This is a genomic window from Streptomyces griseus (assembly GCF_900460065.1).
Taxonomy (GTDB): domain Bacteria; phylum Actinomycetota; class Actinomycetes; order Streptomycetales; family Streptomycetaceae; genus Streptomyces; species Streptomyces griseus.
The window spans coordinates 105,228-119,447 of sequence record NZ_UAVD01000004.1 but is presented as its reverse complement, the minus strand read 5'-3'; the positions used below and the strand labels follow the sequence as shown (position 1 = coordinate 119,447).

Here is a 14,220-nt window from a genome sequence, read left to right as displayed (position 1 = left end):
CGGGATCAGCGCGGGTCCGCGCCCGCCAGCGCGGCGAACAGCACCTCTGCCTCCGCCCCGGCGGGGAGGCCGCTGACCTGGCCGTCGCCGACCTCCACCACCCGCCACACCCCGTCCTCGCGCAACGCCAGGTCGGTGGTGACCCAGCGCAGCCCGAGGCGGCCCACGGCCTCCCGCCAAGGGGCCGCCCCGGGAACGGACACCGGACCCGGGGTGTCGGGGTGGGCGGTGACGAGCACCGCCTCCCCGTCCACCCACCACACCCTCGCCTCGCCGCCCGCGACGAACGGCTCGAAGGACCGCACCACCAGGCCGCCCGCGAGGAAGGAGCCCTGAAGCTCCATGAACCGGCCGACCACGGAGGCCAATCGCTCCCGGTCCACGAGGTCCGGTACGTAACAGGCCTCGTGCCACTCGTGCTTGCGGGACTTGACGAAGTCCTTCACGATGCCGGGCCCCGGCCCCAGGGGCGCCGCGAGCCGGGCCAGTTCGTCGGCGGTGGGCGGCGGCGCTCCCGGAGCCACGGGGCACCAGACACTGCGCGGCGTGAGCGCGGCGAACTCCTCGTACCAACCGGGGAGTTCATGTGCACGCCGGTAGCCGGCGGCGCCGGTGAGCAGAGTGCAGCCCCGGGTGCCGAGCGCGGCCTCCAGCTCCGCGTACCGGGCTGACGGGATCATCCAGCCCCGGTACCAGTACGGTCCGGAGTCCCGTGCGACCCGGGCCACCGCCCCGGCCGGGTCCCCGGCGAGCAGCGCGTCATGATCGAGGAGCGCGATCCGCCCGCCGGCCGCCCGCGCCGCCTCGACCTCGCCGGCGAACTGCGGATCGGGCCGGGCGGGCCGCAACGGGTCGGAGCAGAAGAGGAATCCGTTCCGCCCGCTCGTGCCGATCATGACGTGCTGCCCCTCCTCGCCCGCTTCCGATCAGAGCCGCGAGAGCTCGTCCACCAGATCGTCCAGGCCCAGCGACCCCTGCGAGAGCGCCGCCATGTGCCAGGCCTTCAGATCGAACGCGTCACCGTGCGCGGCGCGCGCGTTCTCCCGGCCGAGCAGCCAGGCGCGCTCCCCGAGCTTGTAGCCGATGGCCTGGCCCGGCATCGACAGATAGCGGGTCAGCTCGCTCTCCACGAAGTCGGCGGGACGGCCGCTGTGGTCGCCGAAGAACTCCTGGGCCAGGTCGGGCGTCCAGCGCTCGCCCGGGTGGAAGGGGGAGTCCGCCGGGATCTCCAGCTCCAGGTGCATGCCGATGTCGACGATCACCCGGCAGGCGCGCATCATCTGCGCGTCCAGGTAGCCGAGCCGCCGCTCCGCGTCGGGCAGGAAGCCCAGCTCGTCCATCAGCCGCTCCGCGTACAGCGCCCACCCCTCGGCGTTCGCGCTGACCATGCCGACCGACGCCTGGTAGCGCGAGAGGCTGTCGGCGACGTGCGTCCACTGGGCGATCTGCAGGTGATGGCCCGGAACACCCTCGTGGTACCAGGTCGATACCAGGTCGTACACCGGGAAACGGGTCTCGCCCATGGTCGGCAGCCAGGTGCGCCCGGGGCGGGAGAAGTCCTCGGAGGGGCCGGTGTAGTACGGCGCGGCGGCCCCGCCGGGCGGGGCGATGCGGGACTCCACCTTCCGCACCCGCTCCGCGAGGTCGAAGTGCGTGCCGTCCAGCGCCTCGATCGCCTCGTCCATCAGGCCCTGCAGCCACGCGCGGACCTCGTCCACGCCCTCGATGTGCTTGCCGTGCACGTCGAGGTGGGCGAGCGCCTCCCAGGGGCCGGCCCCGGGCAGGATCTTCTCGGCCTCGGTCCTCATCTCGGCGAGCAGCCGGTGGTACTCCGCCCAGCCGTACGCGTACGCCTCGTCGAGATCCAGGTCGGTGCCGTTGTACAGCCGCGACCAGAGAGCGTAGCGCTCCCGGCCCACGGGGTCAGGGGCGCCCTCGATGCCCGGGGCGTACACATCGCGCACCCAGTCACGCAGCGAGAGGACCGAGGCCGTGGCCAGCCCTGCGGCCTCGTCCAGCTCCGCCCGCAGCGACGCGGGGCCGGGGGCGACGAACTCCGTGAAGAACGCCGTGCCCTCGCCCTCCCCGCCCCACTCCGTGAGCTGACCGACGAACGTGGCGGTCGCGCGGGGGCCGCCGTACAGCTTGCGCTCCAGGCCGAGCGCGAGCGAGGCGCGGTACCCCTCGTGCGCGGCGGGCACCGCGCGCAGCCGCTCCACGACCGCCGCCCAGTCCTCGTCCGTCGCGGTCGGCGTGAGAGTGAAGACCTCGGTGATGCTGTGGGCCGGGGACTGCAGGTTGGAGACCGTCCGCAGTCCCTCCTCCGCCTCGTGCACGGCGAGTTCGGCCGTCAGGCGTTCCCGCAGGAGGCGTCCGCACCGCCGCTCGGACGCGCTGTCCGCACCGGGACGCTGTTCGGCGGCGTCCAGCTCCCGCAGCGTCGCGCGGATGAGGTCGGCGACGGCGGCCTGACCCGCCGGCGAGAAGTCGGGCAGCCGACGCGAGCTTTCGGACACACCCAGATAGGTGCCCGTGATGGGGTCGAGTTCGATGATGGCGTCGACGTAGGCGTCGGCGACCTGACGGGGCAGCGCGCTGCTCGAAGTGTCTGACATGCGGACATCCTCGTACGGACGTGGCCCCCACGTCATCATCGGGGGCCCCGCGGCGTCCGAAAGACGATCACTCCCAGCGCTGCCGTCGGCTCGTCCGACAGGCGTCGCCGCCGCGTCCCGGGCGTGATTTCGTCGCTCAGCTCCCGGCCGGGGGCAGCAGGGGCCCGCACTCCCACTGCTGGAAGATCAGCCGGGTGTCCACCCGGGCCACCTCCCGCCGTGAGGTGAACTCGTCCAGCACCAACCGCTGCAGATCGGCCGCGTCGGCCACCGCGACCTGCACCAGATAGTCGTCCGGGCCGGTGAGGTGGAAGAGGGCACGCGACTCCGGCAGGGACCTGATCCGCTCGACGAACGGCCCGATGAGCTCCCGGCGGTGCGGCCGGACCTGCACCAGCAGCAGCGCCTGGAGCCCCCGGCCGAGCTTCGCCGGGTCGAGGCGCAGTTGGTCCCCGAGGATCACCCCGGAGCGGCGCAGCCGGGCCACCCGGTCCAGGCAGGTCGAAGCGGCCACGCCGACCTCGGCCGCGAGCTCCCGGTACGTGGTCCGCGCATCGTTCTGCAACAGCCGTAGGATCTGCAGATCCACCGGATCGAGAGCGACGGAATCGGACATGTGCCGAACGTAGCACGGGATATGACCGCTACGAACCGGTAGCTGTTCAGAGTGACGGCATGGACAACGAAGTCTCGATGACGCACCCTGCCCCCACCCCGTCCAGGGCCCTCGCCACCGAAGCCGTGCACGCCGGACGCGACGACCTCGCCTCCCTCGGCCTGCACGCCCCGCCGATCGACCTGTCCACCACCTACCCGTCCCACGACTCGCGCGGCGAGGCGATGCGGATCGACGCCTTCGCCACCACCGGGGCCCGTCCCGACGGGCCGCCCGTCTACGCCCGGCTGGACAACCCCACCACGGGCCGCTTCGAGACGGCGCTCGCCCGGCTGGAGCGCACCGAGAGCGCGGTCGCCTTCGCCAGCGGGATGGCGGCGCTGACCGCGGTCCTGCTCGCCCGCGCGAGCCAGGGGCTGCGCCATGTCGTCGCGGTCCGCCCGCTCTACGGATGCAGCGACCATCTCCTCGGCACCGGGCTGCTGGGCACCGAGGTGACCTGGACCGACCCGGCGGGCATCGCCGACGCGATCCGTCCGGACACCGGGCTCGTGATGGTCGAGACGCCGGCCAATCCGACGCTGGCCGAGGTCGACATCCGGGCCGTCGCCCACGCCTGCGGAACCGTCCCGCTGCTCGTCGACAACACCTTCGCCACCCCCGTCCTCCAGCGTCCCGTCGAACACGGCGCCCGGATCGTCCTGCACAGCGCCACCAAGTACCTCGGCGGCCACGGGGACGTCATGGGCGGCGTCGTCGCCTGCGACGAGGAGTTCGCCGCCACGCTGCGCCAGGTCCGCTTCGCCACCGGCGGAGTGCTGCACCCGCTGGCCGGATACCTTCTGCTGCGCGGGCTGTCCACGCTTCCGGTGCGCGTGCGCGCGGCCTCGACGAGCGCGGCAGAACTCGTCCGCAGGCTCACCGCCGACCCGCGCATCGCCCGGGTGCACTACCCGCGGATCGGCGGCGCGATGATCTCCTTCGAGGTGTACGGCGACCCGCACCGGGTGATCTCCGGGGTGCGGCTCATCACGCCCGCCGTCAGCCTCGGCAGCGTCGACTCGCTGATCCAGCACCCGGCCTCCATCAGCCACCGCATCGTGGCGGAGGGAGACCGGCGTGCGTCCGGCGTCGGCGACCGGCTGCTGCGGATGTCGGTCGGCCTCGAAGACGTCGAGGACCTGTGGGCGGACCTGTGCCAGGCGCTCAGCGACGGGCCCCTTCCGTCGGTGCGGCCGGCCGGCCGGACCCTCCAGCCCTCGAACGGTCCGACGCCAGCCGGGCGGTGATGACGAGCGTGCCCTCCTCGATCTGGTAGTCGAGGGGAAGCCCCAGCCCGCGCATCGCCGCCACCATGCCGGTGTTGCGGGATTGCGTCACGGCGTACACGCTGTCGCAGCCCGCCTCCACGGCGAGGGCCACCAGGCGGCCGAGCAGCTCGGAGCCGATGCCCCGGCGCTGCCAGTCGTCCTCGACGAGGAGGGCGACCTCGGTCTCGTCCCCGTCCCAGAGGAGGTGGCCCAGCGCCACCAGCTTGCCGGAGGCCGTCTGCACCGCCAGGGTGCGGCCGAAACGGGGGCTCAGCAGGTGGTCGAGATAGCGGTCCGCGTCCGCGACCGGACCGTGGTAGCGCAGCCCCAGGGTCCGCTGCGAGCAGCGGTCGTGCAGGGCGCGGGCGGCGGCGAGGTCGCCGTGGTCCGCGCGGCGCACCGTGATCTCGTTGCCCTCGGGGAGCGTGAGGACGTCCTCGCCGCGCGGCACCCGGGGGCCGAGCCGGGCGTCCAGCTCGACCAGGGCACGCGCCCGCGCGAACTCGGTCGGCGTGAACGGCAGATAGGGCCGCTCCACGGAGATCACCCCGCCGGACGGGTCCCGCAGCCGCATCACCGTCTCCTCCAGCACGCCCTCGACCGGGGCGCTCTCCCCGGTCGGGCGGCCGGTGACCGAGACGGCGGGCAGCGAGTGGATGGTGCACCGGCCGAGCAGCTGCCGCAGGGCGAGGGGCAGCTCGGCCGCGTCGAGCGCGGTCCGGGTGGCCAGTGACAGCATCCGGGTCGGGACGTCGACCAGATCGTGGGCGTCCGCCCGCTCGATCCACGTGGACGTGCCGCCGGCGGCCGCGATCTCCCGGGACAGTTCCTGAGCCTGGAGCGAGGCCGGGGCCCGCAGCAGGAACTCGTCCACCGTCCCCCGCGCCAGCGGGTGGGTACCGAGAGTGAGGATGTCCACCCGGAGCCCGGCGAGGGCCAGGCACAGCGCGGCCAGACTGCCCGGGGCGTCGCGCACGGTCGTCCGCATCCGCCACAGGGCGGTCTCCTCGGCACCGGCGATCCCGCCCGCCCCGCCGCCCCGGGCCGCGCCCGCCGCTCCGCCCGCCGTCCCGTCCGGTGCCGCGGGCGTCCCGTCGGACGGGGGAGCGTGACTGTGCCGTCGCGCCCACCAGGTGTGGAACGCGGCGGTGGCCGCCAGCACCACCGCCGACGCCACGAGCAGGAAGGGCCCGTCCGGCTGGTGTCCGATCAGGTTGGCGATGGCGTCGGCCACGGCGACGGCGGTGAACAGGGCGGCCAGTTCGATCAGGTCCCGCCGCCAGTGGTGCGGACGGCGGGCGGTCTTCGCGGAGGTCACATCAGTCATATCCTCACTGTGAACGAACGGTGTTGCCTGATCACGAACGCCTTGTGACCGATGGGTTACGTGTTGATCTGGTCGCCTATCGTCGTTTTCGGCCAGATTCAGTCCTCCGTTCCGACGGGGAACGTCGCGAGCAACCGGGCGGCCTGACGGACCGTCTGGGAGGAACCCCCGCGCCCCGCCGTGGCCGCGAGCCCCGCTATCGACGGGATGCCGCCCGTACCGCAGCGTTCGGCTGACTCGGCCGCCACGGACAGCAGATCGCCGAGGCCACGAGGCGTCTTCTCGTACGCCAGGAGAACCGGCAGCATCGCGGCCAGCACGGTGAGCACCGTCCGGTACGCGCCGGTGGCGGCAGCCGTGCCGAGGGCGTCGGCCGTGCGGTTCACCTTCACCAGGTCGCGGTCGACCAGGATCGCCAGCTCCCGCCCGAGCGACGCCCCGTCCAACCTGCCGCCCGCGGCCAGCACGAGCAGGGCGTCCACCGCCGCGGTCCGGTCCTCCGGATACCGTGCGCCGAGACCGTAGGCCAACGCGAGATGCGTCGCCCCGCCCACCTCGCCCGCGCTCTCCGCCAGGGCCGGCAGGAACCCGGCGGCTCCCCGCTGTCCCTGGTCGGCGGCGAACATCAGGTCCGCAAGCAGCCAGGCCGCCGTCGCATCCGGATCCTCCGGCAGGGTCGCCGTCCAGTGCGAGCACCGGTCGGGCCCCCAGTGGTAGCACTCCTGGGGCCGGGGGAGCTGTGCCCGGCCCAGCCAGTGGAAGGCCTCCGGAAAGTCACGCAGGATCACCGGCCGCTCCCGGGTCGCCAACAGCACCTGACGGGCGCCGGTCGCCGTCCGCTGCCACCAATTGCCCGCCGAGGGACGGGAGACGGTGGTCGCCGGATGCCGGAGCACCGGGGCCACCGGCTCGTCGGCGCGGATCCAGGCGGCCAGCCGGTCGCCCTCGCCGGTGCCCAGCGCCTCCGCCGCCGCAGCCGCGTCCGCCGCCTCGGGTCCGCCGCCCCGGCGGACCCGCAGCAGGGCCTGGGCGAAGTCGGCGGGGCCGGGGCGGGCGTCCAGCTCCCGGTAGGTCCGCAGCCGTCCGACGAGCTCGCCCGGCTCGATCGCCCCGGTCTGCCAGGTCGGCGTGGCCAGCAGGAACGGCGCCTGCCCCACCGCTATCGCCTCCGCGGCCTCCCACGCCCGGTCGAGCAGCACCCCGTTCAACGCGGCATGGGCACAGGCGTCCGCCCCCTTCACGGTCGTCTTCGCCCGCCACGCGACCCTGTCCCGCTCGGAGACCAGGCCCAGCAGCGAGGCCACCACGACGGAGAGCCCGTGCGAGGTCGAGATGGCCCGAGGATCGATCATGTACGGGGACAGCCCGTTCTCGACGAAGTGCACCCCGGCCAGCGCCTCCCGCAGCGACGCCGTCAGCTCCTCCCGGTCGGTCCGGGCCAGCCGGACGAGGCCGTCGAGCGCCCGTTCGAAGCCGGTGGTCCCGGCCGAGGGGTCCAGGACGGCCGACGCCGGGATCCAACGCTCCGACGCGTGGGCCTTCACCCGGGCGGCCACCTCCTCGACGAGCTCGGCCACCGTCCCCGGTGCGGGCTCCTGACGCCGCGGCACCGGAGCGGCCGGCAGGAACTCCTCGTACGCCTCCCGCGGCTCCTCCTCCACCGCACCGCCGAACAGGGCGGCGACCGTCTCCCGGTGCAGGGGGCCCAACCGCGCGGCGGCGGAGGCCAACTGCTCCCGCACCCCCGGGTCGGCGACAGCGGGGAGATACCGCGCGACCAGCTTCAGGGACCGCTCCTGGACGTCGATGCCCTCATGGCCGAACGCCTCCGCGACCGCCGGAAGAAGCTCGTCCGCCGTCGAGGCGTCCCGCCGCAGCGCCTTGCCCAGCAGGGTCAACTGCGCCCGCACCAGCTTCTTCTCCTGACGGAAGAGCACGGCACCCGACACCTCGGCCAGCCCCCGGGTGGACAGCACGCCCCGCTCGTCGAGCCGCACCAGCACCTGCTGGGCGTGCGAGGCGACCGGGGTGATCCCGTCCGTCGCCATCGCCGTCCAGTCCCGCAGATGCCGGTCCTCCTCTTCCTCCGTCGTCCCCAGCCGCAGGAGAACGGCCAGGAAGAACCGCTGGTCGACGGATCTGCCGCCGCGCATCAGCCGGATGACGCACCGCTCCACCAGATGCGCCCGGTCCAGCGCCCCGTCCTCGACCAGCGCGCACAGCGCTCCGGGCCAGTTGTCCTGGGCATCCGGCGCGTCGTAGAAGTCGACCTGCGGTGGCAGCTCGGGCATCTCGAACAACCGGGCCGCCAGCGTGGGGGAGTGCGGATCCTCCCGCAGGATGTCGGTCAGCCGGCGCCGGGTCCGGCCGCGCCAGCGCGCCGCGCTGACCAGCTCGCTCCACCCCACGACCAGGTTGTCCGTGGCGGGGAGCGGGACCCGGGCGATCCGCGACAGCTCGCCGACGAAGGTGTACTCCGCGTCGGAGAGGGCCGCGCGACTCGCGAACCGGTGGGCGAGATCGCCCAGCCAGGCCGGATCGCGATCCTTGAGCGCGGCGAGGATCAACGGATACGGCGACCGGCCCCAGTCGCGCAGATCACGCCCCCCGAGCCAGGCGGCGCACCCCGCGGCCCCGGTGTGGCAGCCCGCGCCGGCCACCAGCAACGCCTTGCGGATCTTGTCCCGCCGCTGCCAGTCCCAGCTCCGCACCTCCTTGCGCAACTCCTTCAGCTCGGCGAGGGCGGCACGGCGGCCGGTGCGGTCCAGACCGAGCACCAGCGGCGGCACATCGTTGTGGCGTCCCGCCCGTACGGCGGTGAGCAGCTCGTTCATCGCACGCCTCCGGCGACCGTCGCACCCCGGCGGACCATGCGCACCGCGAGCGCGTGTTTGCAGGGCCCCCGCCGCCCCCGGTAGTCCGCCCACCACTGGCAGGTGCAGCTGACCTCGGAACCGCTCTCGCGCACCTGGTAGCGCCGGTCCCCCGAGGCGACCGTCGCCAGCGCACCGTCGAGGGTCACCGCCCCCTCGCCGACCAGCCCGCGGGCCGCGACGAGACGCGGGTTGTGCCGCTCCGCCCGGTCCGCGTCGTACGGCAGCTCCCGGTGGAAGTACGCCGCGTCCGCCAGGTCGTAGCCGACGCGGCCCGCCGTGCCGAGGCGGGTCAGAGCGGCCCGCACCCGCGCCACGCTCAACCCCGCCCGCTCGGCCAGCTCGGCCGGTTCGATCCGGGGCTCCCAGGCGAGGAGCACGGACACCAGCTCCGCATCGGCCGCCGCGTCGTTGGTGGCCAGCGCCTCCAGGACCCCGCCCTCGCCCGAGAACCCCCGCGCGGAGTCCGGGGAGAGCGTCAGCGTGAGCCGCATCCCCGGCAGCACCACCTCCCAGGCGCTCGCCGCCGCCGCGCCGTCGGCCACCGGCCCGTACACCCGCAGGGCCGTCGCGTCGCGCAGCACCCGCTGCAAGGCCACCAGCCGCTCCGGGCCCGGCAGGCACACCGCGCCCGGGACGGGACGGGTCGTCGGGCGCAGGGACCCGCCCGACGCCACCACCCACCGGGCGCCGCGTGCGGCACGGCCCGAGGGCGAGGAGCGGGGCAGCGACCGCAGGAAGGCCACCGCCTGCGCCGCCGTCAGCTCCGCCCGCAGATCGAACCCGGCCGACGCGACCTGCGCCTCGGCGAAACCGCGCAGCCAACGATCGGGCAGCGGCACCTTCTTCTCCACCACCGGACCCTCCAGCGTGGTCACCGCCAGCTCCTCCGGACCCACCCGCAGATGCAGCGGATCGTCCGCCGTGATCCGCGAAAGCGCCTCCCGCAGCGGAGCGTTCACGTCCACGTTCGTCGTGCCGTGGCCGGTCTCCCGGCCGTCCAGGCCCTCCTGGAGCACATCGAGGCGTGCGTACACCCCGCAGCAGCCGGAGAACGACTCGAAGCGCAGCCGGTCGCCGTTGCCGGTCACCACCGGGTCCAGGGAGGCGGGCGACGGGCGCTGGTAGTAGCGGGCGGCGGCCACGTCCGCGACCGCCAGCAGCCCGCGCGCCGCTATGCGCGGATCGGTGAGGAAACCCGCGAAGAACCGCGGGTGCGCCTCCGCCCCGCGGGGGGTGAGACCCCCCGCGGTCTCCAGACCGAGGGACGGCCCCACCTGCGATGACGTCAGGGAGGACGGGCGTGCGTAGGCCAAGGCCTGAACGGATCGGGTCATGAGAAAAAGCGTAGGACCCACCACTGACAACGAGCCCCGCCCCGGCCCCGGTTCACTGCCCCACGCGACCCGGCCGGAGCACCTGGGAGAACAGCACCGCTCCGCCCTCGGCCCGCAGCCGCACCGTCAGCTCCGCGCTGTCGCCGTCGATCTCCACCTCGCCGAAATACTGCGGGGACTCCATCGGCGAGACGTTGGCCCGGTCGGGAGCCCGCACGAAGACCCGGTCCGGGCCGAACGTGGCGTCCAGCGCGTTGGCCGGGAAGCCGCCTGCCGCCAGCGGCCCGGACACGAACTCCCAGAACGGTGCGAAGTCCTTGAACGCCGCCCGCTCCGGCGCGTAGTGCTGCGCCGAGGTGTAGTGGACGTCGGCCGTCAGCCACACGGTGCCGGTGACCCCGCGGTGCTTGACGAACCGGAGCAGTTCGGCGATCTGGAGCTCCCGCCCGAGCGGGGCCCCGGGGTCCCCCTGCGCCACGGCCTCGAAGTTCGTCGCCCCGTCCGGGACCACCAGGCCGAGCGGCATGTCCGCGGCGATCACCTTCCACTCCGCCCGGGAGGCGGCCAGCGAGCGCTTCAGCCACCGCAACTGCTCGGCGCCGAGGATGCCCGTCGTGTCGTCGGCCTGCCGATTGGGGGAGTTGGCGTTGCGGTGCGACCGCATGTCGAGCACGAAGACGTCGAGCAGCGGCCCGTGGTGCACGACCCGGTACATCCGCGAACGCCGGTCGGAACCGTACGAGGGCGCGAGCGGCACGTACTCTTGGAAGGCGCGCACGGAGCGTGCCGCGAGGATGTCCACGTTCTTCTCGGTGTAGCGCGCGTCGTCGAGGATCTGGCCGGGATACCAGTTGTTGCGCACCTCGTGGTCGTCCCACTGCACGACGGAGGGCACCTGCGCGTTGAAGCGGCGGACGTTCCGGTCGAGCAGGTTGTACCGGAAGTTGCCCCGGTACTCGTCCAGGGTCTCGGCCACCTTCGCCTTCTCCTCGGTCATGACATTGCGCCAGATCCGGCCGTCCGGCAGCGTCACGCTCGGCTCCAGCGGGCCGTCCGCGTAGATGCTGTCGCCGCTGCACAGGAAGAAGTCCGGGTCCAGACGGCGCATCTCCTCGTACACGCGGTAGCCGCCGATGTCCGGGTTGATGCCCCAGCCCTGCCCCGCGATGTCGCCCGACCACAGGAACCGGACTCCGGAGCGGCGCCGCGCCGGGGCGGTACGGAACGTCCCGTACACCGGTTTGCCGGTGCGGCGGGGATCGGCGGGATCGGCGAGCGTCACGCGGTAGTGCACCTGTTCGCCGGCGGGCAGACCGTACAGCGGTGTGGTGCCGGTGAAGTCCGTGCCGGGGCCGAGCCGCGGCCCGTGCCATCGGCGGACCCGCCGGAACGACTCGGTCGCCGAGGTCTCCACCAGCATCCGCGCCGGCCGGTCCGAGCGCACCCACAGCAGCGCCGACGAAGCGGTGACGCCACCCACCTGCACACCCCAGGACGCTTCGGGCCGCCCCGCCAGGTGCAGCGCGGGCGCCGCCGAAGCGGTCGCGGGGGAGAGGGCCAGGGCCGCGGGGGCGATCAGCGAGCCGCGCAGGACGGCACGGCGGCCGGGCGAGGGAATACGCGGACGGTAGGACATCGAAGCGCCTCCAGGGAGGTGGGCGGGTGGTGCGCCGTTGGCGGGCAGGCCATGGACCGGCGCCGGTCTTGGCCCATGCCTAGCGCTCCGCGGCGGCCGGAGCCCCAACCCCGGGTGAACGGCGCCCGTCAGCCGGGGACGGACCGGCCGGAACGCCATACGGCCGCCAGCGCGGCGACCCCCCGGGCGATGTCGCCGGGGGCGAGGTGGGCGTAGCCGAGGACGAGGGGCAGGGCGCCGTCCTCGGAGTCGGCCGTTCCGCAGTCGCGCAGCGGCCGCAGCGCGATGCCCGCCGAGGCCGCCCGCTCCAGGAAGACGTCCTCGGGGCCGTACCGCGCGGGCAGCCGGGCGATGATGTGCAGGCCCGCCGCGATGCCGCTGACCGTCGTGCCGGGGAAGTGCTCGGCGAGCGCGGACACCAGGGCGTCCCGGCGTTCCCGGTAGGCCCGCTGGCAGCGCCGCAACTGCCGGTCGTAGCCGCCGCGCGCGATGAAGTCGGCCAGGACGGCCTGGTCGACCACCGGATTGCCCAGATCCATGGTCCGTTTGCGGGCGACGATCCGCTCGGTGAGCGCGGTCGGGGCGATCAGCCAGCCGAGCCGCAGGCCCGGAGCCAGCGACTTGCTCACGGAGCCGGTGTACACGACCCGCTCGGGATCCAGCCCCTGCAGGGCCCCCACCGGCGCCCGGTCGTACCGGAAGTCCCCGTCGTAGTCGTCCTCCATGATCACGGCGTCCGCGTCCCGCGCCCAGTCGAGCAGCTCGCCGCGGCGCCGCGCGGAGTAGCCGATTCCGGTGGGGAACTGGTGCGCGGGCGTGGTCACCACGGCACGTACGCCGGAGCGCTTCAGGGGCGCGAGGGCGAGGCCGTCGTCGTCGAGGGGCAGCGGGACCGTGCCCAGACCGGTCGCCGCGAACAGCGAGGCGTGCTCCGGGCTGCCAGGGTCCTCCACCCCGACGGAGGCCACGCCCTCGTCCCGCAGCACGAAGCCGAGCAGGGTCGTCGCCTGGGCCACGCCCGAGCAGACCACCAGCCGTTCCGGGTCGGCCACCACACCCCTGCGGCGGACGAGCAGCCCGGCCAGTACCTCACGCAGTTCCGGCAGCCCGCGCGGATCGGGGTAGCCCAGCGCGTCGTGCGGCAGCCGGCCGAACACCGCTCGCTGAGCGGCGCTCCACGCGCCGCGCGGGAAGAGGGACAGATCAGGGGTGCCGGGCCGGAAGTCCACCAGCGCGCCCGCCGCGCGCGGCGCGCGGTCGCGTACCGGACGCTCCGCCGCGCGCACGCCCTCGCTCACCCAGGTGCCCGCGCCCCGTCCGCTGCGCAGATAGCTCTCGGCGGTGAGCTGCTCGTACGCCTCGGTGACCAGCCCGCGGGATACGCCCAGATCGGCGGCGAGCTCACGGCTGGAGGGCAGCCTCGTGCCGGCCGCGAGGCGGCCGGAACGAACCGCTTCCCGCAGCGCTGACCGGAGTGCGCGCCCCCGCCCCCGCGCCGGCGCCGCGGCGGCGGGCAGCAGCAACTCCCACGCCGGAGAGAGGGATTCCGCCGACGGACGATGCGCATTGGTCCCCGAAGACGTCATGGAAGTGGACCTTAAACCGGTCCTCCGCCGACCCTAGCGTCGCCCCCATGAACGCAACCTCTCTGCGCGGGGCCCTCCTCGCGGCCCTCGCGTGTGTGCTGGTGGGGGCATCCTTCACGGCCAACAGCGTCCTCGGCGACTACCCGTACGCGGGTGGCCAGGCGCTCCGCTACGGTCTCGCCGCACTGCTGCTCGTCCCGCTCCTGCGGCGTGACCCCGATTCCCCGACGGCGCGGCTCCGCCGTCTCGACCGCCGCCAGTGGGGGCGGCTCGCGTTGCTCGCCGCCGTGGGCATGGTCGGGTTCAACCTGGCGGTCCTGGCGGCCGAACAGTCGGCGGAGCCGGCCGTTCCGGGCGTCTTCGTGGGCTGTGCGCCGATCGTGGTCGGCGTGCTCGTCCCGCTGCTGGACGGTCGCCGCCCGTCCCGCGTCACGCTGTACGCGGCCGGACTCGTCGCCGTCGGGGCGTTCACCGTGCAGGGCTGGGGGCGCACCGACCTGGCGGGCGTGGTCTTCTCGGTGGGCGCGCTCGCGGGCGAGGTCGGCTTCGCGGTCCTCGCCGTCCCGGTTCTGAGGCCGCTCGGCCCGAAGCTGCTCTCCGCAGCGGTCTGCGGCGTCGCTGCCGTCGAGTCGGCGCTGCTGGGCCTGGTGCTGGACGGCGGGTCGTTCCTGCGCGTCCCGACGGGCGGCGAGGCGGCGGCCCTGCTGTGGCAGGCCGCCGTCGTCACCGTGATCGGATTCGTCTGCTGGTACAGCGGGATGCAGCGCATCGGAGCCGAACGGGCCACGCTTTTCTCCGGCCTGATCCCGGTCTCCGCCGCCCTGACCGCGCCGCTGGTCGGTGCCGGGACGTACGGACTCGCGCAGGGCGCGGGAAGCCTCCTGGTCGGTGCCGGTGTGGCGTACGGCTCCGGCGTCCTC

The 14,220-nt window shown here is 74.1% G+C and carries 9 protein-coding genes and 1 pseudogene; 2 read left to right on the top strand and 8 right to left on the bottom strand.

What is annotated here, in order from left to right:
* Nucleotides 1-5 precede the first annotated feature (5 nt).
* The 3 genes from DTB53_RS02130 to DTB53_RS02120 form a co-directional block, all read right to left on the bottom strand.
* Entirely contained in the window at nucleotides 6-896 is an 891-nt protein-coding gene (locus DTB53_RS02130) for an ATP-grasp domain-containing protein (RefSeq protein ID WP_003970572.1), read from the bottom strand.
* Between the two features lie 30 nt (nucleotides 897-926).
* Nucleotides 927-2,615, bottom strand: coding sequence for a DUF885 domain-containing protein (locus DTB53_RS02125; protein WP_012381818.1), 1,689 nt, complete (start codon nucleotides 2,613-2,615; stop codon nucleotides 927-929).
* A gap of 136 nt (nucleotides 2,616-2,751) precedes the next feature.
* Nucleotides 2,752-3,231 (bottom strand): Lrp/AsnC family transcriptional regulator, encoded by a 480-nt coding sequence (locus tag DTB53_RS02120; RefSeq protein WP_012381819.1) that lies wholly within the window; start codon nucleotides 3,229-3,231, stop codon nucleotides 2,752-2,754.
* A gap of 59 nt (nucleotides 3,232-3,290) precedes the next feature.
* On the opposite strand from DTB53_RS02120, the gene DTB53_RS02115 reads away from it, so the two are divergent.
* On the top strand, nucleotides 3,291-4,520 hold the full coding sequence (locus DTB53_RS02115) for a trans-sulfuration enzyme family protein (protein WP_012381820.1): 1,230 nt from the start codon (nucleotides 3,291-3,293) through the stop codon (nucleotides 4,518-4,520).
* Here the strand turns inward: DTB53_RS02115 and DTB53_RS02110 are convergent.
* The 5 genes from DTB53_RS02110 to pdxR all read right to left on the bottom strand — a co-directional run bounded on the left by DTB53_RS02110 (nucleotide 4,438) and on the right by pdxR (nucleotide 13,300).
* Nucleotides 4,438-5,859, bottom strand: a complete 1,422-nt coding sequence (locus DTB53_RS02110) for a GNAT family N-acetyltransferase (RefSeq protein ID WP_030704302.1) — start codon at nucleotides 5,857-5,859, stop codon at nucleotides 4,438-4,440. The two genes, DTB53_RS02115 and DTB53_RS02110, sit on opposite strands and share 83 nt — an antisense overlap.
* Nucleotides 5,860-5,966: 107 nt before the next feature.
* Entirely contained in the window at nucleotides 5,967-8,702 is a 2,736-nt protein-coding gene (locus tag DTB53_RS02105) for a DUF7825 domain-containing protein (RefSeq protein WP_012381822.1), read from the bottom strand.
* Nucleotides 8,699-10,078, bottom strand: a complete 1,380-nt coding sequence (locus DTB53_RS02100; RefSeq protein WP_003970578.1) for an SWIM zinc finger family protein — start codon at nucleotides 10,076-10,078, stop codon at nucleotides 8,699-8,701. Before DTB53_RS02100 ends, DTB53_RS02105 begins: the two co-directional genes overlap by 4 nt.
* A gap of 52 nt (nucleotides 10,079-10,130) precedes the next feature.
* The gene (locus DTB53_RS02095; RefSeq protein WP_012381823.1) at nucleotides 10,131-11,714 is read right to left on the bottom strand and encodes an alkaline phosphatase D family protein; all 1,584 of its coding nucleotides are present in this window, start codon (nucleotides 11,712-11,714) and stop codon (nucleotides 10,131-10,133) included.
* Between the two features lie 128 nt (nucleotides 11,715-11,842).
* Nucleotides 11,843-13,300, bottom strand: coding sequence for a MocR-like pyridoxine biosynthesis transcription factor PdxR (gene pdxR, locus DTB53_RS02090; RefSeq protein ID WP_003970580.1), 1,458 nt, complete (start codon nucleotides 13,298-13,300; stop codon nucleotides 11,843-11,845).
* A gap of 47 nt (nucleotides 13,301-13,347) precedes the next feature.
* On the opposite strand from pdxR, the pseudogene DTB53_RS38095 reads away from it, so the two are divergent.
* Nucleotides 13,348-13,761: pseudogene (locus DTB53_RS38095) on the top strand (EamA family transporter); the annotation flags it as partial.
* Nucleotides 13,762-14,220: the final 459 nt, after the last annotated feature.

What these genes read in the sequence shown, in the direction of transcription:
- DTB53_RS02130 (WP_003970572.1), bottom strand. Translation starts at nt 896, where the DNA reads ATGATCGGCACGAGCGGGCGGAACGGATTCCTCTTCTGCTCCGACCCG.
- DTB53_RS02125 (WP_012381818.1), bottom strand. Translation starts at nt 2,615, where the DNA reads ATGTCAGACACTTCGAGCAGCGCGCTGCCCCGTCAGGTCGCCGACGCC.
- DTB53_RS02120 (WP_012381819.1), bottom strand. Translation starts at nt 3,231, where the DNA reads ATGTCCGATTCCGTCGCTCTCGATCCGGTGGATCTGCAGATCCTACGG.
- DTB53_RS02115 (WP_012381820.1), top strand. Translation starts at nt 3,291, where the DNA reads ATGGACAACGAAGTCTCGATGACGCACCCTGCCCCCACCCCGTCCAGG.
- DTB53_RS02105 (WP_012381822.1), bottom strand. Translation starts at nt 8,702, where the DNA reads ATGAACGAGCTGCTCACCGCCGTACGGGCGGGACGCCACAACGATGTG.
- DTB53_RS02100 (WP_003970578.1), bottom strand. Translation starts at nt 10,078, where the DNA reads ATGACCCGATCCGTTCAGGCCTTGGCCTACGCACGCCCGTCCTCCCTG.
- DTB53_RS02095 (WP_012381823.1), bottom strand. Translation starts at nt 11,714, where the DNA reads ATGTCCTACCGTCCGCGTATTCCCTCGCCCGGCCGCCGTGCCGTCCTG.
- pdxR (WP_003970580.1), bottom strand. Translation starts at nt 13,300, where the DNA reads ATGACGTCTTCGGGGACCAATGCGCATCGTCCGTCGGCGGAATCCCTC.